22 protein-coding genes are annotated in these 25,172 nt (G+C 62.9%); 6 read left to right on the plus strand and 16 right to left on the minus strand.

Annotated features, from left to right (window positions below; all coding sequences use genetic code 11):
* The first annotated feature begins 22 nt into the window (after positions 1-22).
* The gene (locus NA2_RS01825; protein WP_008593526.1) at positions 23-1,825 is read left to right on the plus strand and encodes an SEL1-like repeat protein; all 1,803 of its coding nucleotides are present in this window, start codon (positions 23-25) and stop codon (positions 1,823-1,825) included.
* A gap of 49 nt (positions 1,826-1,874) precedes the next feature.
* Complete coding sequence (locus tag NA2_RS01830) at positions 1,875-2,396, plus strand: hypothetical protein (RefSeq protein WP_040676453.1); 522 nt, start codon at positions 1,875-1,877, stop codon at positions 2,394-2,396.
* A 6-nt stretch (positions 2,397-2,402) separates the two neighbouring features.
* On the opposite strand, the gene NA2_RS01835 is transcribed toward NA2_RS01830, so the two are convergent.
* Genes NA2_RS01835 through NA2_RS01855 form a run of 5 tightly spaced genes read right to left on the minus strand, consistent with a single transcriptional unit; the run spans position 2,403 to position 7,568 of the window.
* Entirely contained in the window at positions 2,403-3,479 is a 1,077-nt protein-coding gene (locus NA2_RS01835; RefSeq protein ID WP_008593530.1) for a DUF3419 family protein, read from the minus strand.
* A gap of 3 nt (positions 3,480-3,482) precedes the next feature.
* Entirely contained in the window at positions 3,483-4,748 is a 1,266-nt protein-coding gene (locus NA2_RS01840) for an AMP-binding protein (protein WP_008593533.1), read from the minus strand.
* The gene (locus NA2_RS01845; RefSeq protein ID WP_040676455.1) at positions 4,745-5,566 is read right to left on the minus strand and encodes an MBL fold metallo-hydrolase; all 822 of its coding nucleotides are present in this window, start codon (positions 5,564-5,566) and stop codon (positions 4,745-4,747) included. Before NA2_RS01845 ends, NA2_RS01840 begins: the two co-directional genes overlap by 4 nt.
* Positions 5,563-6,549 carry an NAD-dependent epimerase/dehydratase family protein gene (locus tag NA2_RS01850; protein WP_008593537.1) on the minus strand — a complete coding sequence of 329 codons (987 nt, stop codon included), beginning with the start codon at positions 6,547-6,549 and terminating at the stop codon, positions 5,563-5,565. The genes NA2_RS01845 and NA2_RS01850 overlap by 4 nt, the downstream gene beginning before the upstream one ends.
* A gap of 2 nt (positions 6,550-6,551) precedes the next feature.
* On the minus strand, positions 6,552-7,568 hold the full coding sequence (locus NA2_RS01855; protein WP_244423573.1) for a 3-oxoacyl-ACP synthase III family protein: 1,017 nt from the start codon (positions 7,566-7,568) through the stop codon (positions 6,552-6,554).
* A 481-nt stretch (positions 7,569-8,049) separates the two neighbouring features.
* Between NA2_RS01855 and NA2_RS01860 the strand changes: the two genes are divergently transcribed.
* From NA2_RS01860 to NA2_RS01870, 3 genes are all read left to right on the plus strand, one after another.
* Positions 8,050-9,027 (plus strand): hypothetical protein, encoded by a 978-nt coding sequence (locus tag NA2_RS01860; RefSeq protein WP_008593541.1) that lies wholly within the window; start codon positions 8,050-8,052, stop codon positions 9,025-9,027.
* Between the two features lie 50 nt (positions 9,028-9,077).
* Positions 9,078-9,758, plus strand: a complete 681-nt coding sequence (locus NA2_RS01865) for a hypothetical protein (RefSeq protein ID WP_008593543.1) — start codon at positions 9,078-9,080, stop codon at positions 9,756-9,758.
* Positions 9,759-10,014: 256 nt separating this feature from the next.
* Positions 10,015-11,142: a COG3904 family protein gene (locus tag NA2_RS01870; protein ID WP_192814154.1), complete on the plus strand. Its 1,128-nt coding sequence runs from the start codon at positions 10,015-10,017 to the stop codon at positions 11,140-11,142.
* A 664-nt stretch (positions 11,143-11,806) separates the two neighbouring features.
* Here the strand turns inward: NA2_RS01870 and uxuA are convergent.
* The 11 genes from uxuA to NA2_RS01925 form a co-directional block, all read right to left on the minus strand.
* Positions 11,807-12,967: a mannonate dehydratase gene (gene uxuA, locus NA2_RS01875; RefSeq protein ID WP_008593547.1), complete on the minus strand. Its 1,161-nt coding sequence runs from the start codon at positions 12,965-12,967 to the stop codon at positions 11,807-11,809.
* A gap of 4 nt (positions 12,968-12,971) precedes the next feature.
* Complete coding sequence (locus tag NA2_RS01880) at positions 12,972-14,423, minus strand: mannitol dehydrogenase family protein (protein ID WP_081582587.1); 1,452 nt, start codon at positions 14,421-14,423, stop codon at positions 12,972-12,974.
* 6 nt (positions 14,424-14,429) lie between these two features.
* On the minus strand, positions 14,430-15,491 hold the full coding sequence (locus NA2_RS01885; RefSeq protein ID WP_008593551.1) for an ABC transporter ATP-binding protein: 1,062 nt from the start codon (positions 15,489-15,491) through the stop codon (positions 14,430-14,432).
* A 2-nt stretch (positions 15,492-15,493) separates the two neighbouring features.
* Positions 15,494-16,732, minus strand: coding sequence for an AGE family epimerase/isomerase (locus NA2_RS01890; RefSeq protein ID WP_008593553.1), 1,239 nt, complete (start codon positions 16,730-16,732; stop codon positions 15,494-15,496).
* On the minus strand, positions 16,729-17,559 hold the full coding sequence (locus NA2_RS01895) for a carbohydrate ABC transporter permease (protein WP_008593556.1): 831 nt from the start codon (positions 17,557-17,559) through the stop codon (positions 16,729-16,731). Before NA2_RS01895 ends, NA2_RS01890 begins: the two co-directional genes overlap by 4 nt.
* A gap of 47 nt (positions 17,560-17,606) precedes the next feature.
* The gene (locus NA2_RS01900) at positions 17,607-18,494 is read right to left on the minus strand and encodes a carbohydrate ABC transporter permease (RefSeq protein WP_008593557.1); all 888 of its coding nucleotides are present in this window, start codon (positions 18,492-18,494) and stop codon (positions 17,607-17,609) included.
* Between the two features lie 78 nt (positions 18,495-18,572).
* Positions 18,573-19,895, minus strand: a complete 1,323-nt coding sequence (locus NA2_RS01905; protein ID WP_008593559.1) for an ABC transporter substrate-binding protein — start codon at positions 19,893-19,895, stop codon at positions 18,573-18,575.
* A 144-nt stretch (positions 19,896-20,039) separates the two neighbouring features.
* Positions 20,040-21,302, minus strand: a complete 1,263-nt coding sequence (locus NA2_RS01910) for a neutral/alkaline non-lysosomal ceramidase N-terminal domain-containing protein (RefSeq protein ID WP_008593561.1) — start codon at positions 21,300-21,302, stop codon at positions 20,040-20,042.
* Positions 21,299-22,450 (minus strand): N-acetylglucosamine-6-phosphate deacetylase, encoded by a 1,152-nt coding sequence (locus NA2_RS01915; RefSeq protein ID WP_008593562.1) that lies wholly within the window; start codon positions 22,448-22,450, stop codon positions 21,299-21,301. Before NA2_RS01915 ends, NA2_RS01910 begins: the two co-directional genes overlap by 4 nt.
* Positions 22,447-23,217 (minus strand): sugar isomerase domain-containing protein, encoded by a 771-nt coding sequence (locus NA2_RS01920; RefSeq protein ID WP_008593564.1) that lies wholly within the window; start codon positions 23,215-23,217, stop codon positions 22,447-22,449. Before NA2_RS01920 ends, NA2_RS01915 begins: the two co-directional genes overlap by 4 nt.
* Positions 23,210-23,908: a 6-phosphogluconolactonase gene (locus tag NA2_RS01925; RefSeq protein WP_008593566.1), complete on the minus strand. Its 699-nt coding sequence runs from the start codon at positions 23,906-23,908 to the stop codon at positions 23,210-23,212. Before NA2_RS01925 ends, NA2_RS01920 begins: the two co-directional genes overlap by 8 nt.
* Before the next feature lie 257 nt (positions 23,909-24,165).
* Here NA2_RS01925 and NA2_RS01930 point away from each other — a divergent pair, with 257 nt between their 5' ends.
* Positions 24,166-25,161, plus strand: coding sequence for a LacI family DNA-binding transcriptional regulator (locus NA2_RS01930; RefSeq protein ID WP_008593568.1), 996 nt, complete (start codon positions 24,166-24,168; stop codon positions 25,159-25,161).
* Positions 25,162-25,172 lie beyond the last annotated feature (11 nt).

Consider the following 25,172-nt stretch of genomic DNA (forward strand, 5'->3'; position numbering starts at 1 on the left):
TGAAGATATTCTGGAGCCCCCAATGAGATCCGCCGATTACTGGCCTGCCCTGCGGGCGCCATTGCTTGCCCTTGCGTTGGGCGTGGCGCCATTCTGGATCTTCATCGGAACCGGCAGCAGCCTGACAGTCAACGGCGAGCTTGTTCGCGAGTCCAATTTCAACATCGCCGGTGTCGTACTGGGCATCGTCGGCGTTGTCGTCGCGTTTCGCGCCCTGCGCGAAGGTGGAACCTGGATCCGCCTGCTGCTCGGGTGCATCGCGCTGGCAGTGTCGGGATTCCAGATTGCGTGGTCGGCCGAGTTGCTCACGCGTGATCATGTCAACCGGTTGGTCGGGTATCCGTTGCCGGCAGAGCCTGAGTACAAAGGGGGCAACCTGGTCAGACAGCACGATATGCGGCTTTTCGCGCACCAGAATGATGAAGCGGAGGTTCGCGAAAGGCTGATCGAAGAGTACGGTTTGGCGCAGGCCCGGTTTGCCAGCCACAAGCGCTATGCGGAAGCGTGCCATGGCGGAACGATGCGGATCGCAGAAGGTTCAACCGAGCCTCCCGGGTTTGTCGTTCCGGAGATCAGAGCGAGGATCGACGAACGGGCACAGAAGCTCCTGGCCGAGATGCCCGCCAATGCCTGCAGCCGGGAAAACAGCCTTGTGGAAATGAAGGAACTGCCGGAGGCCATCCTGCAACAGAGCGATATCCTGGCGGTGCTCGCTTCCGCCTATCGCCGGCGTTTCATTGTGCCACCGGCATCGCAAGCTGCGTTGCCGTCACTCGACGGCGATCCGATCCTCGCGGAAGCCGAAAAGGGCAATCCGGAGGCGCAGGCCTATCTCGGCGACTATTTCTACAATGGCGGCATCGTTGATCAGGATTATGAGCAGGCGGCGCGCTGGTATCGTGCCTTGGTGGAAACCGCGGCGGAGAACGCGCAGGATCCCAGTTCGAGGATACGTCTCCAGGGGGCTGGGGTCGCCCTTGGCTTCATCTATCAGGAAGGGCGCGGCGTTGCCCGCGATGCTGAACAGGCCATCAAGTGGTACATGATGGCCGCGGAGGCGGGCAGCGGCCGCGGCGCCTACAGGCTGGGGACGCTTTACGAAGAGGGGTTGGGCGTGGCCCCGAATGACCAGCTGGCTGCCGAATGGTATGCGAAGGCGGCGGAGGGCCTAGAACCGCATGCCGCCTTCAAGCTTGCCACAATGTATCTGGAGGGCCGCGGTGTAGAGCAGAATGAAGAGCGCGCCGGCGCGTTGTTCATCACCTCCGCCGAGAATGGCGATTCAAGCATTGCCACATGGCTTCTCGAACCGGCTATGGCAGGCAATGCCGATGCGCAGTTCGCGCTTGCTTCCATCCTCTACAGCAACAGGGCGGGTGTTCAGGACCGGGCCAAGGCGGTCGGATGGTTCCGCAAGGCCGCGGAACAGGGCCATGCCGCCGCGCAATACAAGATCGGTGAACTTTATGCATACGGCCGCGCCGTGGGGAAGGATCCGGAGCGTGCGGCCGAGTGGATACGCAAGGCGGCAGAACAGGGCCATCCGGCTGCACAGGTTCATCTGGGAGTGATGCTCCAGAACGGCGAAGGGGTGCCGAAGGACGAGAAGCTGGCGTTCGAGTGGCAGAGCAAGGCAGCAGCCCAAGATGACAGGCAGGGCGCGTTCAATCTCGGCATTCTCTACGCAAATGGTATCGGCGTTGAGCTGGATTTCGGCAAGGCGGAGGAATGGCTGCGCAAGGCGCAAGCGCTCGGGCATACCTCGGCCGACAAGATGCTGCGCGAGCTCGAAGAGCTGAAACGCAAGAATGCCGACACCCTTTGAAACGCTGAAGCAAGGGGCGACGATTGTCTGGGTTTCCCTGGCTCCGGCGATGGTGCTGTGCATCGTTGCGCTGTGGCTGAACGGGAAGGCCAACGATCTCGCACCGGGGTTTTCCCTTGAGGATGTCCGGATTGTCGAGGGCAAGGTCAAGGAGTTTCGTCAGGCGAAGCGGCCGGCCCGCAAACCCCGGCGCAGGATCGTGTCCGGCATCAGCGTCCCGGTCACGGTGCGCTTCGTCTATCTGCAGCGGTTTCCGGAGACGGAGTTTCATCTGTCTGTCGAAAATTACCCGGCGCCGATACCCGTGGATTCGAATGTGCGCTTCGAAGTCCTGAACTGGCCGGTCAATGAAAAGCCCGTTTATCGAAGCTATGCGGTCGCGGGACTGGCGATCAATGGTCAAACCTATTTCACGGCGGAGCAAGCTTGGACGGCCTCCCGCAAGCGGGAGCGTCACCAGCGCGGATATGCGCTGGCTGTGGGCGGGCTTGCGCTCTTCTGGGTCGCTTTCGTTCTGCGCTGGCGACGTGAAATCATCCGCGAGACCATCGACGCCATACGCCATTTGTGACCCTCTCTATTCGCCAGCTGGCCTCGCAATATGCCCGGCGCGAATGTCATAGATCACGGCACGGTCCGACCGGGTCAGGCGATCGGACAGGGTTCGGTCGATGATGATCCGGGACGATGGCGCGACGAGGGGGTTCATGAAAACCCGTTCGCAGAAGACCGCATTCGCTGCCGCAACTGCCAGCACTCCGTTCCAGCAGGATCTGTAGGCTGCCTCGTTGCAATAGGAACCGAAATCGGAAAGCGAAAAGGCATCCGCCTCGCCGAGGCCGAGGCTCGGAAGATCGGTGAGACCGCCGTCGACCACCTGCAGCCTCGGTAGCGCCTTCCTGATGCGGGAAAAATTGTCCGGCAGCAGATGCAGGGGCAGGGCTGACGGCAGAGAGACGCATCCGCGCAGGATCAGTGAAACGAAGTCGCTTTCCCGGAAAAAGAAGCTCCCTGAAGCGCGATTGAAGGCAGACGCAAGCCGCCTCTCGACCTCCCTTGATTCAGGGAGGAACGCCCCACCCGGTTCGCCGATGATACGGGTCCAGATCCAGGGCCGGCCAAGCAGACGTATTGCGCCGCGCCATATCCGGTCGTCGAAGCAGTCGCGCCATGTGGCTGCCTGCTCGTCCAGACTTGTGGATGCGAAAAGCGCATCTATGGCCTTTCCGCGGATCGCGCGTGCCCCCAAAGCCCCGCAACGAAGCACCTTTTCCCAGCGGCCCGCATACCAGATGCCGTGCCTGATGAGGCGTTGCCGGCGGGTCCAGAAGGCGTCGGTTGCCGGGGGAAGAATGGAGCGCAGCCGTGCATGCAGTGCCAGCCGGTCATGACAGGGCAGGATGCCAAGATAAGCCAACAGTTCCGTATGATCGAGGGTCTGGATTGCCGCGATCTTCAGGCGCAGGAGCTCGTTCTGCACGGGGTTGATATCGATGGCGATTACCTGCTTGGCGTCCGACAGCAGCATGTCCAGCGGGCGGGTGCCGCTGCCAGTCAGGCAGACAAGCCGCCGGCGCGGACCTGCGAGCGCGGCAAGCTCGCTTCTTGCATCTTCGTTCGATGAGGTGAAGTTGAGGCTGCTGAAGAATTCCACCGTCTACTCTCCGTGGCGGAACCGGTTTTCGACACGACGCAGCTTTGGACCGGTACGATAGGTCATCGGATCGCGCAGCAATTCGAGCCGCGGAGAAACGCCGAGCCGCGCAAACTGGTCTTGCAAGGCTTTCAGGGCGGCGTTTGCCGAGGCGTCTTGCAAGGTAGGATGGAGGGTCAGGGACACCGTTCCGTCCACCTTGCGACAGATACGGAAATCCGTGATGTCACGCGCGGCATCGAGCACGGCGTTGCGCATCACGTCGGGCGTGACGAGCACTCTGGTTGCACCGGGCCGCGTGAAGAAAAAGCCGTCGTCCACCCGCCCGACGATCTCGTCCACCGCCTGCAGGGGCGATCCGCAAGGGCAGGGGCGTTCGGAGAGGCGAAGAAGATCGTTCATGCGATAGCGCGCCAGAATCTGGAAGGAACGACGGAACGAGGTCACCATTGGCGAAACAAGCCCATCGCCCACGGGCTCGAATTCGAAGTGATTGGCATCTTCCGCCAGATGCAGACGGCCATGGCGGCAGGTGACTGCGAAGAGTCCTTCGCTTGCCATGTAGATCTGGCCAAGGGGAATGCCGAAGCGCTGCTCGACAATGTGCCGGTCGACCGGGTCCAGCGTTTCACCGCCGGCATAGAGCCGGCGTGGAGCAAGGTTGCCCGCGGTTTCGGCCAGCAGGCGCAACACCTGTGGCGGCGCCACGATCGTTGTGGGGTTGAAGGCCTGTAACGCACCGAGCCATGCCCCTGGATCCTGCCGCAGGTCATGGAAAGAGAGCTGAAGGCCAGGCATGCGATTGGCGCCGTCATAGAGCGCGGAAGGCTGCGGCAGAAGGACGGCCACGCGCTCGGGCCGAACGAGGAAAGCCGGAATTGTCTTCGCAAGGATGCTGCCCAACCAGCGGAACCGCTCGGGTGGGGTGACTGCATAGAGTGTGCGATTGCCGCTCGTGCCGGTGCTGGCCCCGATACTGATGCCATCAATCTCTCCGCCTGAAGCAAAGGCTTCCCATCCGGCTTCGGCCGTGATGCGGGCGCGATTGAACTCCTCGAAACACGCCATCACGGTGGTCTTGTCGATCACCGGCAGGCTCCGGAGATGCGGTTCGGCGTCCTTGTAGAACCCGACCCCGGGCAGATCGTCTCGCAGCCAGCGCTGCAACGCACGCTCCTGCCAGTCCTTGAAATCTGCCGCTGAACGCCCCGGGCGGCAGACCCACAGCGTCTGAAAGAATGCATGGGCGGCGTGCAGGCGGGCGCTCATGCCGAAGGCTCCCGGAGATCGAAGGGGGCCGGATCGGGATCGTGGCATAGCATCACATGCCCGCCCGCGTCGCGAAATGCTGTCAGAAGCCGTGCGCTGTGCGCCAGCTGGCCGGGCTTCTCCGCCACCAGGCTTGCGGGAAAACCGGGCACCCGCTGCTCGAACGCGGCGCGCAGCAGCCATTGCGCATCCACGGCGTAGAGAAGCGGCGTGGGGAGCTTTGGAAAGCACAGCCCGAAATGGCCATCTGCGTGGCCGGGCAGGTCGATCGCCAGGAGACTTCCGTCGCCAAGAAGGTCACGCCCCTCGTCGAGGGGCGGGCCGGCGTGCACCACAGGGCGAGCCTGAACATCGATCAGTCTGCCGGCGAGGTCGGGCGGCAGCAATTCAGTGAAAATTCCGTGTCGGAGATTGCGCGCCGGGGAACACGCCCGGATCCTCTCGAAGACATCCCGTCTGGCCAGAACACGTGCCTTCGGGAAGCGGCACAGCGTGGCCACGTGGTCCGCGTGGAAGTGGCTAAGCACGATGAGGCGCACGTCTTCCGTTCGGAACCCGAGGCGATGAAGCACGCGCTCCGGCGCGCTGTCCGGAACCATCTCGGCCCGAAGAACGGCTGCGTAGCCGCGCAAGGCAAGACTGCGCTTTCCTGCGCTTATTTCCGGACCGTAGCCGGTGTCGATAAGCACAGGGCCTTCGACAGGGTGTACAAAAATGCCGTAGCGCACCGCCAGACGACAGGGCGCCCATCGTCCGCGGCGCAGCACCAGGCGCTCTGGAACTGTAATCCAGGCGCTGTTCGCAAAGACCGGGTTCATCGTTCGGCCAATTCCGCAAACGTGCGGGAAAGGCCTTCTTCGAAGGTCACTGCCGGCCGCCAGTCGAGCATTCGCCTGGCTTTGCCGATATCGAGGCTCTGACGATAGGCGAAGAGCCCGAGCGCATAGGGCGTAAGGCGCGGTTCCCTGGCATTCGGGCGGCGCGATTGCACCGCATCGGCAAGCCGCGCCACAACCATGAGGGGGCGGAGCGGCATCGTTCGCCAACGCACCGGCTCGCCGGCTGCGGCGCAGGCGCTCTCGACGATCCGCCTGACTGAGACGATCTCTCCGCCGGAGACATTGAAGGTCTGTCCCGTCACTTCGGGACCGGCCAGAAGTGCGGCCTCGATCGCGCGCACCACGTCCGACACATGGGTGAGATCGATGGCCGCCTGTCCGCCGCGCAGCAGGGGGAGAGGTCCACGCCGGGCGGCTTCCAGAAGGCGCGGCAGCAACGCCGTATCGCCGCGGCCGTAGATCCCGCGCGGACGCAGGTTGACCGGGCCGAATTCCGTACAGGCCAGCACACGTTTCTCGGCGATGGATTTGGTTTCGGCATAGTGATTGATCGGGGGCGGGAGCGGATGGTCCTCGCTGACGGCCAGTTGATCGCGCGGGGCGAAGTAGACGGCTGGGGAGGAGATATTGACGAAGCGCCGGACGTGGAGCGCGCGCGCGAGCTTCAATGCCGCCTCGGTGCCGGTCACATTGGCTCTCAGGAAGTGTTGTCGTGCGCCCCACGGGGCTGAAAGGGCCGCGCAATGCACCAGGGCATCGGCTCTCCCCATGGTGTCGACGAGGCTGCCCGCTTCCTCGCTCCCGAGATCGACGCGCCATGCGGGGATGCCGCGGCTTTCAAGCATGGCAAGCTTCTCAGGGGAGCGGCCGAGCGCCAGGATTTCATGCCCGGCGGCCGAGAGATACTGCGCTGCCTGTCCACCCAGGAAACCCGTGGCGCCAGTGATCACGATCCGCGCCATGATCAGATCTCCACCGCCAGACCGCCGAAGGAAACACCCGCTGACGTTCCGACAAACAGGACCCGGCTTCCCTGCGCGATCCTGCCGGCACGCCAGGCGATGTCGAGTGCGGTCGGTATCGATGCGGCGATCTGGTTGCCATGCGTTGCGACGATATCGACGACGCGGGAGGCGGTGAAGCCGACATGTTCCACCATGTGTCGCAGCGCGAGCGGGCTTGCCTGGTGCGGCACCACAAGGTCCACGTCCTCTACGCCCCAGCCTGCTGCAGCGAGAAGCTCCTGCACAAAGGCTGGGAAGTGTTTGCGCGTCACGCGGAAGAGCGCTTTCCCATCCATCTGGAAGTAGGCGTGTTTCGCGAACTCCGCCGGCGCCGCATGGAAATCGATGCGGGTCCCACCGGCGCCGATCCGGCATGCCTCGTAGGCGGCCGGATAGCTGCGCATCAGGTTCGCGCAGATCCCCGAGCGGGCAGCGTTTGCCCGCGTCAGCACCGCAGCTGCTGCTCCATCGCCGAACAGGGCTGCGACCTCCGGCTGGTCTTTCCAGGGCAGGGCGCGTGAGGCGATTTCGGAGGAAAAGATGAGCGCCGTGCGGATCTGCCCCGAGGCGATCTTTCCCGCGGCGAGATCAAAGGCTGTCAGGAAGCTGAGACATGTGGAGTTGACGTCGTGGCCCGAGGCCCGGCCTTCCGGAACTCCAAGCTTCTGCATCACGAGCGGCGCCGTCGAAGGGATCAGCTGATAGGGTACGGCGCATGCTCCCAGGACGAGGTCCAGGTCCTCGACGCAAACGCCGCTGGCAGAAATCGCCTCGCGGGATGCTGCGAGGGCCAGATCGATCTGGTCTTCGCCATCGCAGACGAAACGGCTGCGAACGCCGGTAGCCGCCTCGAGATGTCCGCGGGGGAAGCCAAGTTGCTGGTCCCAGGTTTCGGAAGACAGCGAGCGCCGTGGAAGCGCGTGTCCGGTTCCGGCAATTCGCACCGGAGTAAAAAAAATCATGGGTACGACCGTCAAATGGCGCCGTTGCTGCCTCGCAAGACAACCAGGAGAAACGAAGTTGCAGCAGGCCGGCCCGCAGGCCGAATCGTTGCCGACGATGAGGCGATCCTCACTTTATCATCAGAGGGAGGTATGACAGCCGCGTCAACTTGTACAGATGCCCTACTCTCGATGTATCGATTGTATTTGTCCCGATTTTTCCTAGTGTCCGCCACGATATGACAGATGCGGATACTGGGGTGATAGATGGCGTGGACGCCGAGCCATTTGAGGATTGCAGGCGAGCTCGTTTCTATTGCCTGTTCTCATGTGCGTGTCCAGGCGCGTGAGTTTTCATCCTGCAAGGCCTGCATCGCCCTTCTTGAACGGCATCCCCTGCGGGATGTCGTGCTGGCGATAGAAAGGGCAAGCGCACGGGTGAGGGCTGTCTGCGCTACGAGGCAACCCATTGCGTTCTTCCGGGCCGCACCGCCGGTGATCGCCGATAGGGGTTTGGATGGCCGGTTTCTTTGAGAGCCTTGCGAGGTTCCTTGGCGCCATGACAGGACCAGCCCGAAGAGGCGCTTCGCCGGACGGCGCGAAGGCGCGTGCGACGCCTCGGGCCCTGCAGGAGGTCTTCGAATATTCGGTCCGCTTCAACATCGTCGGCAAAGGGTTTTCCAGACTTGGTGGAGAGCCGGGTCCCGCGGAGAGAATAACTTTTTCGCCCCGTCCCCGCCGGATCGATTTCCGCCAGGCGCACGGCCCCTATCGGCGTGATGAGATCGTCGATGTGCCGGCCTATCTGCAATGGTCGGCTTATCCGGTCTTCGCTTTCCTCGCGCTTATCGACGAGGAGCTCGAATATCGCTTCGGCACCAATGGCGAAGCCACGCACTGGCTTTGTCCCATCACGGCCGATCCGGAACGGATCGCGCAGATCGATCGGATGTTCCTGCTCTGGTACGAGCATCTCGGTCTGCCGGAATCGCTGGACCCGCCACCCAGTCCGGCGCGCGACATAGACCGGTCCGACAAGATGGGACTGATCCGCCACTACCTGCGCGTCGGGGATCAAGCATTCCTGTTCAAGGTTCTGGGGGACGATCACGATGATGTCGTGATGTGGGTCGATTGGCGGGAAGCCGACGACGACATCGTACATATGTGCGAAAAGCTGATCCGGACAGGCGACCTCACGGCGGAGTTCGTGCCGAACGACGTCTCCGCCGATCTGTTCATCGCCCATCGCGGCGTGCGCACGCGCGTTCCCTATAACGGCCCGGACGCGGATCGCGATACCACGCTTGTCACCTTGAATGCCATTCTGGCGCCGGATCATGAAATCCGGATGTGCCGTGAGAGCGGTCACGGCGACACCGTGGCTTTTCTGCCGCTGAGTGCGGGGCAATGGCAAAGCCTGGAAGAGGCCATGCCGCTGGAAGTGAAGGAGAAATTCATGAAGCTCTCAAAGGACAGCGCGATCTTCTCGTAACCAGGCAGCTGGCTGCCCGGGATCTTCCAGCTCAGATCGTGAGGACCGACATGCAAAAGCAGGATGCACAGTCATCCACGACGGTATGGAACGTGCTGAAGGGCGCGGTTTCCCTGGGAGTGCTGTTCCTGACCGTTCAGCCCGGCGTCACCTCGGAAGTGCAGGACGGAGAGACGGCTGTGCTGTCGCAGGTTCTTTCTGCGACATCGATCGATTTGATCGATGAGCACAGCGGCGCTGAGCGTGTGGTTCTGATGACGGGAACAAATCCCGACGCCTCGACTGCCGACCTAGCCATCACGACGGGCGTGCCGCACCGCGGGACGGAAAAAATTGTCCTGATCGTGCGCGACATCGCATTCGCAGGGCCGATGTCGGGACAGATCCCGTATCTCGAGCGGGCGCCCAATGGGAGCCTGCTCATACAGTCCATGCAGACGGCGGTCGGTCGTTCCCCCTGGGAAGAGACGCTGACACTTGCGAAGCGCGACGGCGCGATCGTTGTGGCGGGCTTTACGAGAAACAGCTGGGACCGGATTTCGGCGACTGGCAGTTCATGCGACTGGAACCTGCTTTCGGGCAACTGGGAACTGAGCTACCAGGTGCCGGTCGAAGGGAGCGACGAGGTGCGCAGCGTGCGAAAATCCGGCCGCAAGGAAGAGCGCATCCAGATTGCGGATTGGCCGGAGCGTTCGGCAAGCCTCACCGCATTTTGTTCACCTGAGGAGTGAGAAGCCAAGCGTGCTCGTCGTGTCCCTCGCTTCAGCATCAGGCATTCTCGGATTCTAGTCCTTCCGTACTAGTCGAACCGTCATAGTTGATCGCCACCGGCCCACATGCTTGCTTCGAGCGGGAAGCCTGCGCTGCATTCGCAGCGCTTTGGCATAGAGACCTGCCTGGGGTTCGGCTGCCGATGCCATCGGTCGTGCGTGCGAGAGGCAGTTCTCCCCGCAGCAAGGTCATTTGAGGTTTCCCGGGGTGGTGACGGTGTCTGTTTTTCTTGAGCGCGCGAAGAAGCAGCTGGTTTCGGCCGGTCTTTTGCTTCTCGCCTTGCTCGCGGGGTCGATCGGAGCGTGGGCAAACACCGAGCGCGTCGATCAGTATGGCCCGTTCTTCTTCATCCATGACCAGCCCGACATGCTGATCTATAGCGGGCAGGTCGGCGCCAATGATCTTCTCAATCTCAAGAAGGCGCTACGGGAACACCCGACAATCAGAACGCTCATCCTCAAGGACAATCCGGGCGGGCTGGTCCACATCGGTCTGGTCATCGCGGAAGAGGTGTATGAGCGTGGGCTGGACACCTACATACCGAAGGATAGTTTCTGCGCTTCCGCTTGCTCATTCGTGTTCTTCGCGGGGAAGAACCGCCTTGCTCAGGGACGGCTCGGCGTTCATCAGATATCCGCGCCTGAAATGAGTGGCGCGCAGGCCCAGTTCGGCGTCTCGGACATCGTGGCGACGCTTCCGAAATACGGTGTTGCGGCCGATGTGCTGGGCATCATGTTCCGCACACCGCCCGACGACATGTACTTCTTCTCACCGCATGAGATTACCAAATACGGTATCAACAGGACGGGACAGACATATGCCGCCCGTGCCGAACCGGGGCCAGCACCGACACCCGCACCGCCTCCGCTAGAGGCTCCTTCCGGCGGCAATCGTCCTGAGCGTCAGGCGAGAGCCGCTCCGTCTGCTCCCGAGCAACCAGCCTCGCAACCGCAAAGAGTGTCGGACGAGCAGCGTGCCGTGAACGCCGCCGTGCTGATCATTCAGGCGGGGAGCGCATCCGCGGACAAGGCTATGGAGTTCACCCGCGAATTCTATGCGGACCAAGTAGAGTATTTTAAGCGAAATGTCTCCAAAGCGGAAATCCTGGACGACAAGAGGGCGTATTTCTCGCGCTGGACCAAGCGCGAGTTCCGGGTCCACGAGGATTCTCTGCACGCCAAATGCCAGAACACGATCTGCGCCGTTATCGGGACCTATGACTATGTCGTTGCCAGTCCCGAGCGCGGGAAGGAAACAAGCGGAACGGCGGAGTTCTCATATATTCTCGACTTCAGCGAGCGCCTGAAGATCGTGCATGAGGATGGCCAGGTGGTCCGGCGCTAGGCGCGGTGCTTTGCATCGGTGCCGCTTGCCCATCGTCCCCCGAGGCAGGCTCAGCCCGCTGATTGCAAGAACCGTTTCGCTCGATGAGTGAAGCGCAATGTCGTCGTCTCCGATGCACCTCCCCTGAATGAAAATCGAAGTAGTACGGTCATGACTGTACATCTGTACGACTGGATGCAGCGACGATGCCGTGATTAATCCCTTCTTCAAGACGGTAGAAAACCGGCCATTTTTCAGAAGTCAGGGAAAGTCATGAGAATTATACTTATTGCGATGCTGGGCGCTTTGGTTGCCGGGTGCAGTACGACCTCGAGTGGTTCCGACACAGCGACGTCCGCCGCGGGCGGAGGCGGCCTGGCCAAGGAGAGCCGGCAGAAGACCGCGAGCCGGACAATCGATCCATGCGCGCAGGCCGTCCAGTCGCAGGATGGCGCAGCCGTCATGGGAGCCCTGCTCGGTGCTGTCGGAGATTATGCACCTTACAGCAGTCGAAGCGGCTGGGCGGTACGGCGTGCGGCCTATGCCGGACGCCGCGTCGCGGGCGCTGCGGAATCCGCCAATGCACGGGAAGCCGATCGCCGCTGCAGGTAAGGGTCAAAGACCACTCGTCAGAAGCCTGGTTTTCAGCGCTCTTGCACCGATCACGGGAGCTTTGAAGCAGAGCTTAGCTTCGACCGTATTCGAGCGTCCGCATCACACCGCGCAGTTCGGCCAGCCCTTTCAGTCTGCCGATCCCCGAATAGCCCGGATTCACACGCTTGCCGAGGTCATCCAGAATGGCATGCCCGTGATCGGGGCGCATGGGGATCTGTCCGCCGCGCCGCCTCTCTTCATCAAGCAGGGCGGCGACCACGGCTATCATGTCGGTGTCGCCTTCCAGATGCTCTGCCTCATGGAACGACCCGCAAGGTTCTCTCTTCACGTTGCGCAGATGCGCGAAGTGAATATGAGGCCCGAGCGCTTTCGCCATGACAGGGAGATCGTTTGCCGGGTTCGCGCCGAGCGAACCCGTGCAGAAGGTCAGGCCGTTTGCCTCGGACGGTACGGCGTCGAGCAGTGCTTTCAGGTCGTCATGCGTTGATACGATGCGCGGCAGGCCGAACAGGGGGAAAGGGGGATCGTCGGGGTGGATTGCCATGACCACGCCTTCCTCCTCCGCGACCGGCATGATCTCCTGGTGGAATGCTGCCAGATTTTCACGCAGGCCATCGGCCGAGATGTCGCGATAGGTATCCAGCATGCGCCGGAAGCTTTCGCGGTCGTAGACGAATTCACGCGCCGGGACCCATTCTATGAGATTGCGCTCGAGACGCGCCAGATCGCTCTCGCTCATCGTTTTCAGGCGTTCGCGGGCGACCTCCACCCGATCGGCCGGGTGGTCCGCTTCTGCGCCCGGACGCGCAAGGATGAAGACATCGTGGACGCAGAACTCAATTGCATCGAAACGCAGCGCCGTGCCGCCATGGGGCATCGGATAGTCAAGATCCGTGCGCGTCCAGTCGGTGATGGCCATGAAGTTGTAGCAGATGGTACGCACCCCGGCGCGGGCGACATTGCGGATCGAGGTCTTGTAATTGTCGATCAGGGTGCGGAAATCGCCGCTGCGCGTTTTGACATGCTCATGCACGATGACGCTTTCGACGACCGACCATTCAAGGCCGGCCTGTTCGATTTCGTGCCTGCGCTTGTCGATCTCGTCCTGCGGCCAGGCGCGGCCGTCATTGAGATGATGCAGGGCGGTGACGATGCCTGTCGCACCCGCCTGCCGCACATGGGCGAGCGTCACCGGATCGTCCGGACCGAACCAACGCCAGGTCTGCTTCATCGTGTCATTCTCCTCGGGCGTAGTGGGCCAGTGCCCCGGCGACACCATCGGTCTCCATGCGCTGGCAGTCTTCGATGACGGCGGGCAGATATCGGTCGATCCCGTCGAAGCGGCAGGCTTCGAGGACGGCGGCGACAGTGTCGGCGGGGCTCGTTGTTCTCGCGATGGCTGCTTTCAGCGTCTCATCCAGCGGGTCGGTGAAGGCGGGCGGATCGCCTCTGCTGGCGAGCGCGGCAATCCAGAGCGCGACACCGGCCGCGAGATGCGGTGCGCTTCCACCTGAATCCAGCCGTTCCAGCAGCGGGTTGATGAAGCGCTGCGGCAGTTTCTGGGAACCGTCATTGGCAATCTGCGCCGTGCGATGGCGCAGCGCCGGATTGGCGAAACGGTCTGCAAGCCGCGCGGTGTATTCGTCGGGCATCAGGCCCGCCTCGCCGGAGAGCGTCCGGGCGGATTCCCGCCACAGACCCTTCACGAAACCATGGATAAGGGGATCGGCAAAAGCATCCGCCACGGTCTCGCGCCCGAGCAGCTGCCCTGCATAGGCGAGGGCTGAATGCGCGCCGTTCAAAAGCCGGAGCTTCATCTCTTCGAACGGGGCGACGTCGGCAACCATCTCGACGCCATGGCGCTCCCAGGCGGGCCTGCCCATCGGGAAATCGTCTTCCACGACCCATTGCATGAAGGGCTCGGTCACGACCGGCCAGGCGTCCTGGGCGCCAAGCGCCGCGGCGACACGTTCGCGGTCGGCATCCGTGGTCGCCGGAACGATGCGGTCCACCATGCTCGACGGGAAGGCGACATTCTGCTCGATGTGCTGAGCCAGTTCAGGATCGCGCAGGGCCGCAAATTCGATCACGAGGCGGCGCAGGGTTTCTCCATTCGACGGAAGGTTGTCGCAGGAAAGGACGGTGAAGGGCGGCGTGCCCTCAGCCTGTCGCTGGGCGAGCGCTTCCGTCAGAAAGCCCAGAGTGCCCGTTGGTCGTTCAGGATTTGCGAGATCCGCCGCAACTCTCCGGTCCTGCGTGTCGAGGCCGCCATCCGGCCCTCGCGGATAGGCCTTCTCGGTCACGGTCAGCGTCACGATGCGCGTCTGCGGATCGCTCAACGCTGCCAGAACAGCCTGCGGATCCTCCGGTGCGACCAGCACCTTCATCACGGAACCGATCACTTTCAGCGTTTCGCCGGTGCCGTCTCTCTCGGCGAGTGCGTAGAGCCAGTCCTGCGGGGCCAGCGCATCGCGCATGGCCGGACTGCGGAGGGAGACACCGATGATGCCCCAAGCCATGTCCCCCTCCGCAAGACAGGCATCTACATAGGCCGCCTGATGGGCGCGATGAAACGCGCCGACGCCGATATGCACGATGCCCGCGCGCAAACCCGCTGGATCGTATCCCGGACGACCGACGGTTTCGGGCAGTTGTGAAAGGCAGGTGCGATTGAGACGCTGCGCCATCACGGTCTAGCCGAGCCTCTGGCTCGTCTCTGCATCGAAGAGATGCGCCTTGTCTGCCTTGACGCCAAGGCGCACGGCGTCGCCGGCGCGTATGTTGACGCGGTCGCGAAGCAGCGCTGAAACGATCTGCTCCCCCATGCGAACCTGCACGAGGGTTTCGGAGCCTGTCGGCTCGACATTGGTCGCGACGGCCTCGAAGCCTTTGCCATCATCGGCCAGGTGCAGATGTTCCGGCCGGATGCCATAGACGACCTTGCCGACTGCCGGCGGCGCGCCTTCGAACGGAAGTTCGGCTCCGTTTTCGGCGCGAACGCTCCTTCCGCCATCTGCAATGAAGCCCGGCAGAAGATTCATCGAGGGGGAGCCGATGAAGCTTGCCACGAAGGTGTTGTTCGGGCGGTCGTAGAGGTCCAGCGGCGCGCCGACCTGCTCCACGAGGCCGTCGCGCATGACGACGATGCGGTCGGCCATGGTCATGGCTTCGATCTGGTCGTGCGTGACATAGACGGTGGTGGTCTTCAGCCGGGCATGAATGTCCTTGAGTTCGGCGCGCATCTGCACGCGCAGTTTGGCGTCCAGATTGGAAAGCGGTTCGTCGAACAGGAAGACCTGCGGATTGCGCACGATGGCACGCCCCATGGCGACGCGCTGGCGCTGGCCGCCGGAGAGCTGGCGCGGATAGCGTTCGAGATAGTCCGACAAACCGAGAATGCCGGCGGCTTCGCGCACGCGCTGGTCGATCTCGTCTTTCGGGCGTTTGGCGAGCCTGAGCGAAAAGCCCATGTTCTCGGCAATCGTCATGTGCGGATAAAGCGCATAGTTCTGGAACACCATCGCGATGTCGCGGTGCTTGGGCTCCACATCATTGATGACGCGTCCGCCGATGCTGATGGTGCCGCCGGAAATGTCCTCAAGCCCGGCAATCATGCGCAGCAGGGTGGACTTCCCGCAGCCGGACGGTCCGACCAGAACCACGAAGGCACCGTCCGGCACGTCGACCGTTACGCCCTTGATGGTTTCGAGCTGTCCGTAGAATTTGCGGACATCCTGGATATCGACTGAAGCCATGGTTACCTCGAGGCGTAAGCGGGATGTGACGTTGAAAGAGCCTCCGCAACGCGGATTGCGGCAAGAAGGCTCAAACCGGTGTGATATCCGGGGTCGAGATCGGGCGTGGCGGGCACATAGTCGGTGGGGCCCTCCGCCGTGCGGGTCTGGTAGGCAATGGCCGGCGCACCGCGCCAGTAATGGTCGAAGAATGCGCTGTCCGCCTGTTGCCAGATGGCGAGGCTGTCGGCGCTGCCGGTCAGCTGGTGGCAGAGCGCGGCAGTGCGGATCGTTTCCGGCAGCGACCACCAGGGCCGGTAAGGGCTGAGTTTTTCGCCGGAAGAAACCGAGACGGTCAGATGCAGCCCGCATTCGGCAAAGCTCGCCCGGAAGGAGGCGATCAAAATTCGCTCAAGCGTGGCAACCAGCGCCGGGTTTTTTCGAACGGGCGCGTGGTCCAGCGCAAAGCCTGCAAACTCGATGCCGTGCCCGACATTGCAGTCATCGCCGCCCGGCACATTGCGCAGCAATCCGGTTTTCTCGTCCAGATGGTTCTCGATGACATGATCGATGAAACGCTGCGCATAGGCGGTGTGGTCTGAAAGGCCACAGTGTTCCAGCATGCCGGCGGCGCCGAGCAGGATCATGCGCGGCCCGAAATCGGCTGGCTCACCGGCAAGCGCCTCGCCACCCAGCGGCTTTTCCTCACCCATCTGGAAGCGGCCATCCTCGATTGCCGCAATCACATCGGCGAGGTAGCGCAGATGTTGAGGCAGTTCTTCGGGGGCATAGCGCGAAGCCGCAGCCACCAGCCCCTTGGCGGTGAATGCGTCGGAATAGGTGAACACGTCTCCCGCTGGTTCCTGAGCGGTCACCGCGCCATCGCCCACAGCGCGAACAGGCCGAAGCTCGCCATCATAGCGGAAATAGACATGTCCATCGCGCGAATGCAGCTCTTTGATGCGCGCGAAGAGGGAACGCCCGGCCTCATCGAGCCGCTGAGACAGTGCCGCGTCACGGGTCTCGAAAAACACCTCATGGCTCACAAGCGCTTCGAGCCCACGCCCCTGGATCCAGCCATAGATGTAGTCGGGGCCGCGCAGCCCGTCGGCCTCGCCATAATCGGCAAGCGTCAGGCTGTTCACCTTGGTGTTGAGGAAGCCCGCCCCGAGCAGAGGGCGATCCAGCATCCACCGGAGCGTGCCGGCATTTGCCGATGCATAGCGGTCGGCTGCTTCCCGGAAGAAGGCATTTGCGCTCATTCCTTCATCCCGGTGCTGGCGACGCCCTGCACGAAGTTACGGCGCAGGATCACGAACAGCGTGATGGAGGGCACAAGCACCGCCGCAGACGCGGCGCTCAGCCGGCCGAGATCGACCGTGAAGCCGGTCTGGAACAGCGCGAGACCAACCTCGATCGTGTAGCTGTCGCGGGTTGTCGTCACGATCATCGGCCAGGCGAAGGAGGTCCATGCCTGGAAGAAGGCGAGAACGGCGAGCGCTCCGAGCGCGCCGCGCAGCAGCGGCAGGACGATCTTCCAGAAGATCCAGAACTCGCCGGCCCCGTCGATGCGCGCGGCCTCGAGCAGTTCATCGGGAATGGAGTGCATCACGTTCTGGCGAACCAGGAAGATGCCGAAGCTCATGACCAGATAGCCAAGAAGCAGGCCCCAGAGGGAGTTGAGCACGCCCAGCGCCTGCGCCTGGAAATAGAGCGGGATCATGTAGACCTCGAAAGGCACGATGGCCGTGGCGAGGATCAGGATGAAGATGATGTTGAGCGAGCGGAACGGAAACTTGGCCAGCACATAGCCGGCGATGGCCGAGGTCATGACGATCGCCACCATGGACAGGGTGGAGAATGCGACACTGTTGAAGATCCAGAGCGGCAGCGGCGTGTCCGTCAGCACCGAGCGGAAGTTCTCCAGCGTCGGATCGGACGGGATGAGGCGCGGCGGCCATGCCAGCATTTCCTGCGGCGTCTTGAAGGCATTCGAAACGAGGAACACCAGCGGCAGGATCATCAGGATGGAGAAGCAGAACAGGAACACATCGATGGCGAAGTCGATGAGCTTGCCCCGGGTTTTCATGCGCCCGCCGGCTTTTGGACGTGGTGTGGAGGCGGCTATCGTCTGGGTCATTTCCGCCCCTTTTCCCTGAGCAGGCCGAACTGGATGAGCGTCAGAACGAGGACGATGGAGAGAAGCACCACGGCTTCAGAAGCCGCATAGCCGACACGGTAGTTGCGGAAGCTGTTTTCGAGCATGTCGAGCACCAGAACCCGAACCTGCCTGCCGGGCGCGCCCTGCGAATCCGAGGCAAGCACGAAGGCCTGCGCATAGACATTGAAGCCGGAGATCAGCGTGACGACTGAAACATAAAGCGTGATGGGCTTCAGCATCGGCACCGAGACATGCCAGAAGCGCTGCACGCCGGACGCGCCATCGAGCTTGGCTGCCTCGAAGAGGGAAACAGGAAGGTTCTTGAAGCCGACGAGATAGATCAGAACGGCATAGCCGAGCGCCTGCCACGAACACAGGACGATGATGCAGATCACCGAAAGTACGGGATCGAAAAGCCAGGCCTGCGCCGGAATTCCGAAGAACTCGAGCAGGGCATTGAGCGGGCCGAGTTTGGCGTCGAATATCCATTTCCAGGCCATCGCCGCCGGCACGAGTGAAACGACATGGGGAATGAAGACGGACGTTTCGTAGAAGCCGGAGAAACGCGAATGCGTGCGATGGTGGATGAGGCCGGCGATCACCATGGCGGTGGGGACCGTGAGAATGACCACGCCGAAAGCGATGATCGACGTGTTGGTCAGGGCGTTCAGGAAGAGCTGGTCGTGAAAGAGTTCGCGGAAATTCGCCAGGCCGATGAATGGCTTGTTCTTCGACAGGATGTTCCACTCATGCAGGCTCAGCCGCAATGTCTCGACAATCGGGTACATCCGCACCCAGGCAAAGATCGCCAGCGTCGGTAGGATCGCCAGAATGGCAAAGCGCCATCGCTTCTGTTGCAGCATCTTGTCCCCGTCCGCCTGAAGTCACTGGCCGGAAACGGCGCGGACGCCGTTTCCGGGATGAGGGTATCGATGAAGCGCCTATTCGGCGAGAAGGCCTTCGCGCTTCAGGATGTTGTTGGTCTCTTCGGCTGCCTTGGCGAGCATCGCGTCGATCGCGGCGTCGTCTTCGGCCAGCGAGGCGTCGCCATAGGCGTTGGTGAGCTGTGCGGCGAGCCGCGTCAGCACCTCCTCGATCGGACCGATGGCCGGCAGGGTAAAGAACTTGTAGTCGGCCGGGTAATCGACGAATGCACCGTAGGCGGGAACCTTTTCCGTGACGACGCCGTAGTCGACGCCCGACCGGTTGGGCAGCCAGCCGACATTATCGAGAAGCCAGACCAGGTTATCCGGATCGTTGGCCGCCTGCACATAGGCCCATGCGGCCTCCGCGTCTTCACCCTCGACGGCGTTCACGTAGAGATTGGCCGGCAGGGCGATGGAGCCCACTGGCAGCGGCGCGGTCGCATAGTTCAGGTCGGGCGACTTGGCCGCGATGTCGGCGATGACCCAGGATTCGCGGATGAACATGGCCGTCTGACCGCGCTCGAAAGCCTCGGCGTCCGCCGGCATTTCGGGCGACACGGTCTTCAGGACATGCACGTTTTCCAGATACTGCTTGACCGCCTTGCGGCCGGCCTCGTTGGCATAGTTGGCCTGCCATTTGCCGTCGCTCACCTCTTCGATGACCGAGCCGCCATACTGGAACAGGTTGATCCAGAATTTTTCGGCGATGCCCTGACCGCCGCCGGAAAGGCGCAGACTCCACCCCGAAACGGTCGCCTTGCCGTTGGCATCGCGCTGGGTCAGCTTCTCGGCGTAGTCCGTATAGGCTTCCATGGTCTGGGGCGGCTCCTTGAGCCCGGCAGCCTCGAACATGTCGACATTGTAGAAGAGGGCGCCCTGGCCGCGGAAAAGCGGAACGCCGTACACGGTTCCGTTCTTGCTGGCGGCATCGACGAAGAATTCGCCGAAATTATCCTTGTTGGTGACGAAGCTCGCCACGGCGTCCGGTGCGGCCGGCAGAAGATCGTTTTCGATGTAGCGGCTGGCCGTGGAGCCGGCAAGCTCGATCACGGTCACGCCGGCGGAGCCGGAGGTGAGGCCGAGCGCAATACGCTTCTCGTGCTCGCGCAGCGCAATGGCTTCGACGTTGACCTCGAGGTCGGGATATTTTTCCTTCAGCCCTTCCGCCACATGCTCATAGAACGGCGCCATCTCTGGATAGCCGCTCCAGACATTGATGGTCTGGGCGAATGCGGAGCCGGAAACAGCGGTGATCGCCGCCGTCAGCGACAGTGCCGCGATGCGCGCTGCGACGCTGGAGCTGCCGGATTTATGGGTGCTGGACCTGTACGCTCTCATCTTCTGTTCTCCCTTTTGACGTTAGCAGACTGCAGAAACGTTCCCGATGAAAAATTGCCATGCAACCGGTTGCGCGTCAAGTCGAGCTGCTTCTGCATTGGTATGGCCGGATCGCATCTCGCGGGATTCCGGCCGCGCCTCCCTCTATCCCCTGCCGGGCCCGGTTCTCCCAAGAAGTTCTGTAGCCGCAGTCGCGATTGCCTCTGCGCAACCGGGTGCGAAGCCGGCCGGCTGGCCGTAATAGCGGTGGGCCTCGTCCACTTCATATCCGCCGAAAGCGTACTCTTCTTCCGGCGGGATATAACCGGGATTGTCTTCCGCGAACCCGGCGATGAAGGCCGGGCGCTCGCCACAGGCTGCACGCAGGCCGAGCGCGGTCGCCGCAAAGATTTCTCCAGGCAGGCCGATGATGGGCAGTCCGCCCCAGTCGAGCACGGAGACCCGCCCGGAGAGGGCGTCGGCAGGCTCGAGCGCAATCGTCTCGGCCCAGTGAATCCAGGCATCGAGAAGCGCCGCCTGTGCCGGCTCCGCCTCTGCGCGCTCGGTGCGCCATCGCGTTGCCAGTTGCGCCGGCGTCTCTGTTTCACGACGCTCGAAGGGCAGGGTAACCTGCGCTTCCAGCGCCTTCACGTCTCGGCCAAGTGACTGTTGTGGTGCTTCCAGCGCTGCCCTTGCAATTACCTCGCCAGTTCGCTCGGCCGCCGCAAAGCTGCGATCCGGGTTTGTCGCAAGGCTGATCGATGCGTGGGCGCTGTGACCGGTGTTTGCGTCGCCCACGCATCCCGTAACGAAGAGGGCGGTGGCCGAGGGATGCGCGGCTTCGAGCGCCCGGCGCACATAATGCGGATAATCGGCGGTCCACAGCCTGTTGTCTGCGCCGAGCACCACGGGGTGGCAGGCATAGCCCGTCATCAGGGCAATCATGTCGCCATTCTCGTCGCGTACACGCAGAAGTGGCAGGGCGCGATCCACCGGTCCGTCCGGGTGGCGGCGATTGCGGGCAATGTCGGGGTCGGATCCGAGCCCGACCGAAAGCGTTGCAGGTCTCTGCGCGGCGACAGCCTGATTGATCGCCTCGACACAGGCATCTTCCAGCCTTTGCAAATAGGTCTCGTCCGTCTCAATCGTCAGGCGGCCGGCCATTGAGACGGGACCGCCATGATTGTGCAAGGCGCTGATGATGACGTTCGTGTCAGGGAGGGTGCAGCGGCGGCGGATGCGCGCGCTCATGTCTCGGTGCAGCCCGATCACGTCGGCAACCACCATCGCCGTATCGTTGACAGCCAGCGCACGAACCGTCAGCGGGTCATGCGCACCGGTGGCCGGCAGGGTGCGGGCGGCGAAGCCCGAAAGCGGGAGGCCTGCCGGTGGTGTGATGTCTACGGTGGCGACGCCTGCGCGGATCATGCGGAGAAGACCTCCTCACCGTGAACGAGCGTGTTCCCCAGCACAAAGGAGCCGGTTTTCCCGTCAATGGAAAAGCGGATCAGGTCGGCCGGGGCATTCAGTTTCACGACGCCTCGCCCGTCGAGAAACGCACCGGGATTGACCGTGGCGAGCCTCAGCGCCTGCGTCAGCGAAAGCCCGGCCATGCGCATGGCGATCGGTACGTTCTCGATCAAGGGCAGGCCGGCTCCGGCCAGATAGGGTGTCCCGGCAATCCCAATGCGCCCGTCGGCGCGCACCTCGACATCGCCGCCAATCGCCTGCCGGTAGATGCCAGGCTCCATGCCGGCCAGCGCCACGCTGTCGGAAACCAGTAGGGCGCGTTCCAGTCCCTTGGCGCGCAGCATGGTCTTGAACGTGTCGTCCGGCAGGTGATGGCCGTCGGTGATGAGCGTGGCGGTCAGCCGGTCATCGGCGAGCTGCGCCCAGATCAGGTTCGGATGGCGGGGCATGAGCGCGGCTGCACCATTGCCCAGATGCGTCGAGAGCCGTGCGCCGGCCTCTGCGGCCGCATGGATCTGTTCCGGCGTGGCAGAAGAATGCCCAATGGCGACATGAACGTCCTGCGCCGTCACTGCGCGAATATAGGCCGGGGCCTCTTCATATTCGGGCGCCAGGGTCACGAGGCGCACAAGACCGCCGCTCGCCTTCTGCCATGCATTGAATTCATCGAGGGAAGGCGGCCTCACATGCTCCGCCGGATGCGCGCCGCGCGGCCCGTCTTCCGGCGCGATGCTCGGGCCTTCCATGTGGACGCCGGGGATCATGCGCGCGCAAAGAACATCTTCACGCCGCGCCGTGGCGATGGCGTCGAGTGCATCGAGCAGCCGCTCGCGCGAACCGGTCACAAGGGTTGGCAGATAGCTTGTCACGCCGAGCGCGGCCATGATGCGGGTGAGTTCTGAAACACGCTTCGGCGTCAGCGCGCCGTCATTCAGGTCGAGGCCTGCATAACCATTGACCTGAAGGTCGACCAGGCCGGGCGTGAGATAGGTGTCATCCTGCGAATCCGTCTCGGCAATGGCCGCGATCCGCCCGTCGCGGATCGTGATGGCGATGCCGCCTCCGGTAACGGGATCGCGCCCGGCTATGGTCTTCTCCGTGCTCACAGCGCGCGAACCCGGTCGCGGAAGCGGGCCAGGAAACGGGCATTGGCTTCGTCGCCACCCGGTGCGTTGCCGCTGCGCCAGACCGGCGGTTCGACGCCACGGTCGAGCAGTTTGGCAACGGTGCGGATCACTAGGCAGTTCAGTGCGAACGCATTGGCAAATGTGGAGATGGCGGAGATGTTCTCGGTCATGCCGGGCAGGCTGACCACCGCATCGCCGATCGGGACTTTCGTGTCGATGGCGATGTCGACCACATCATGCAAATTCTTCTTTTCCGGGTGGCGCGCCGGATGGTTCGGGCTCGTGCTCTCGGCATGTTCGCGCGAGCTGACGCCAATGAGGAAAGCCCCGCGAGACTTCGCTTCCAGCGCAGCGTCGATCAGGGCTGCGTTGATGCCGTAGGCGTTTGCAAGGATCAGCACGTCGTCTTCGCCAAGCCGGGCATCGGCAATGACAACACGGCCGTAACCCGGCGTGCGCTCGATCGCCATGGAGCGCAATGCCCCGTTGGAAAGCAGGGTGCCTTCATCGAGAATGGCGCTCATGTGCATCAGGCCACCGGCCCGGAAGAACACTTCCTGGCTGGCGAGATTGGAGTGTCCGCCGGGACCGAAGATGTGCACAAGCCGGTCGGCCTCGATCTGGGAGGCAAGACGCTCGGCGGCCTTGTCCAGAGCGTCGCGCTCCTCGACAAGGATGCGCTGCATGAGCGCGTGGCTCGTTGCGAGATAGTCTGCGCAGATCGCGTCGGCGTTGATCTCAGGCATCGGGGTCGGCCTCTTTGTCCAGATAGAGTGTGCAGTTCCCATGTTCGCGCAGAACGCTTGCCGGACATGCGGTTGTGCGCTCGCCGTGCAGCGCTCCGCGCACGGCGTTGCGCTTGTGCGCGCCAGGCACGATGCAGAACAGGCGGTCGGCGCGCAACAGCCTTGGAATGGTGAGCGTCAGCGCGGTGCGCGGCACCGCATCGAGGCTTTCAAAGCCGCCATCGTCATATTGTTGCTGGCGACAGACGGCGTCGAGCTCCACCAGCTTGACGTCCAGCGGGTCGTCGAAATCGGCGATGGGCGGATCGTTGAATGCGATGTGGCCATTGACGCCGATGCCGAGGCAGACGAGGTCGATAGGCGCTTCGTCCAGCAGTGCGGCGTAGCGGCGCGCCTCGGCCTCCGGATCAGCGCCAGGGTTGATGCGATGAGCGGCGGCCAGCGGAAGGGCATCGAAAATATGGCGGTTCAGCCAGTGCGCGAAGCGCTGGGGCGCATCCGGCGCAAGCCCGATGAACTCGTCCATGTGAAAGGCTATCACGCGCGACCAGTCGATGTCCGGCATGGCGCGCAGCTGCCTGATCATCGAGGCCTGGCTCGGTGCGGACGCGAAGATGACCCGCACATTCTTCCGGCTGGCAAGCCGGGTACGAAGCGCTTCGGCGATGTCCGTGGCAGCGGCAGCCCCCATCGCATCGCGGTCTGCGAAGGTTCTTACGGTGAGCCTATCGACCTTTCGGTCAACGAGCGGGATTGGCTGGAGCGCGGCTTGGCTATGCTGCAAATCATGTCTCCGAAGATTGCGCCTGCCGATCGCAGGGCCTTGCGGCAGAGTAGAACAGGAGTTCGGGCACTATGCGGTGCAACCGGTTGCATGTCAACGGCTTGCCTGCCACCTCGCGGCGGGGCATCTTGCGAGAATGGTGGCACAAGGTTCGAGGGCAGACAGTGGCAGCGGAACGCAAGGGTGGCGTGACGATCAGTCAGGTGGCGAAGGAAGCCGGAGTGGCGCGCTCGAGCGTCTCGCGCGCCTATACGCGACCCGATATGTTGAGCCCGGAGACGGTCGAGCGGATCAAGGCGGCCGCTAGCAGGCTCGGTTATGTGCCCAACCATACCGCGCGTGCACTGAGCACCGGGCGCTATGGCAATGTCGCGCTGATCGTGCCGGATGTCGCCAACCCGTTCTTCCCGCCCATGATCCGCGCCGCCCAAGTTGAAGCGGATCGCTCCGATTTCTGCGTGTTTCTCGGCAATTCCGATGAGGATCCGCAGAAGGAGGATCAGCTTCTCGGTCGTTTCTCGGGACAGGTCGAAGGCATCATTCTGGCCTCGCCCCGGCTTTCGGACGAGCGCATCGCCGCCCATGCGCTTCTGCGCCCCCTGGTGCTGATCAATCGCGATGTGAAAGGCATTCCGAAAGTGCTGATCGACAGCGGCACGGGCATCGCCGAGGCGACGCAGCATCTGGCGGATTTCGGGCACCGCAACATTGTCTATGTCAGCGGCCCTTCCACATCCTGGTCGAACAAGCAGCGCCGCGCCGCCGTGCGCCGGGCTTCCAGGAAGCTCGGCCTCGAGCTGAGTTTCGTATCGGCCAGCGTTCCAAGTTTCGAAGCTGGTTTGCAGGCGGTCGATGCCATCCTTGCCAAGGGCGCGACAGCGGCCATAGCGTTCGATGACCTAACGGCACAGGGCATTCTGGCCGGCCTTGGCAAACGCGGCGTCAGTGTGCCGGGAGAATTCTCCGTCGTGGGCTGTGACGACGCGCTGGGGCCTTTGACGGTGCCAAGCCTTACGACTGTTTCGAGCCGTTCCATAGAAGCGGGGAAGCTGGCGGTTTCGCTGTTGCTGGAAGTGCTGGAATCGCGCGCGGTGCGTGATGCTTCCTATGTGCTGGAGACGCATCTGATCGTCCGCTCGACGACCGGCAAGGCGCCGTAGCGCGGCTGCTT

Source organism: Nitratireductor pacificus pht-3B, assembly GCF_000300335.1.
Lineage (GTDB): Bacteria > Pseudomonadota > Alphaproteobacteria > Rhizobiales > Rhizobiaceae > Nitratireductor > Nitratireductor pacificus.

Coding starts and splice junctions, on each gene's coding strand:
- NA2_RS01900 (WP_008593557.1), bottom strand. CDS start 18,494: ATGCTGCAACAGAAGCGATGGCGCTTTGCCATTCTGGCGATCCTACCG.
- NA2_RS01830 (WP_040676453.1), top strand. CDS start 1,875: ATGGTGCTGTGCATCGTTGCGCTGTGGCTGAACGGGAAGGCCAACGAT.
- NA2_RS01910 (WP_008593561.1), bottom strand. CDS start 21,302: ATGATCCGCGCAGGCGTCGCCACCGTAGACATCACACCACCGGCAGGC.
- NA2_RS01840 (WP_008593533.1), bottom strand. CDS start 4,748: ATGAGCGCCCGCCTGCACGCCGCCCATGCATTCTTTCAGACGCTGTGG.
- NA2_RS01925 (WP_008593566.1), bottom strand. CDS start 23,908: ATGGGGGCTGCCGCTGCCACGGACATCGCCGAAGCGCTTCGTACCCGG.
- NA2_RS01845 (WP_040676455.1), bottom strand. CDS start 5,566: ATGAACCCGGTCTTTGCGAACAGCGCCTGGATTACAGTTCCAGAGCGC.
- NA2_RS01850 (WP_008593537.1), bottom strand. CDS start 6,549: ATGGCGCGGATCGTGATCACTGGCGCCACGGGTTTCCTGGGTGGACAG.
- NA2_RS01825 (WP_008593526.1), top strand. CDS start 23: ATGAGATCCGCCGATTACTGGCCTGCCCTGCGGGCGCCATTGCTTGCC.
- NA2_RS01860 (WP_008593541.1), top strand. CDS start 8,050: ATGGCCGGTTTCTTTGAGAGCCTTGCGAGGTTCCTTGGCGCCATGACA.
- NA2_RS01890 (WP_008593553.1), bottom strand. CDS start 16,732: ATGAGCGCAAATGCCTTCTTCCGGGAAGCAGCCGACCGCTATGCATCG.
- uxuA (WP_008593547.1), bottom strand. CDS start 12,967: ATGAAGCAGACCTGGCGTTGGTTCGGTCCGGACGATCCGGTGACGCTC.
- NA2_RS01895 (WP_008593556.1), bottom strand. CDS start 17,559: ATGAAAACCCGGGGCAAGCTCATCGACTTCGCCATCGATGTGTTCCTG.
- NA2_RS01865 (WP_008593543.1), top strand. CDS start 9,078: ATGCAAAAGCAGGATGCACAGTCATCCACGACGGTATGGAACGTGCTG.
- NA2_RS01880 (WP_081582587.1), bottom strand. CDS start 14,423: ATGGCGCAGCGTCTCAATCGCACCTGCCTTTCACAACTGCCCGAAACC.
- NA2_RS01885 (WP_008593551.1), bottom strand. CDS start 15,491: ATGGCTTCAGTCGATATCCAGGATGTCCGCAAATTCTACGGACAGCTC.
- NA2_RS01905 (WP_008593559.1), bottom strand. CDS start 19,895: ATGAGAGCGTACAGGTCCAGCACCCATAAATCCGGCAGCTCCAGCGTC.
- NA2_RS01920 (WP_008593564.1), bottom strand. CDS start 23,217: ATGCCTGAGATCAACGCCGACGCGATCTGCGCAGACTATCTCGCAACG.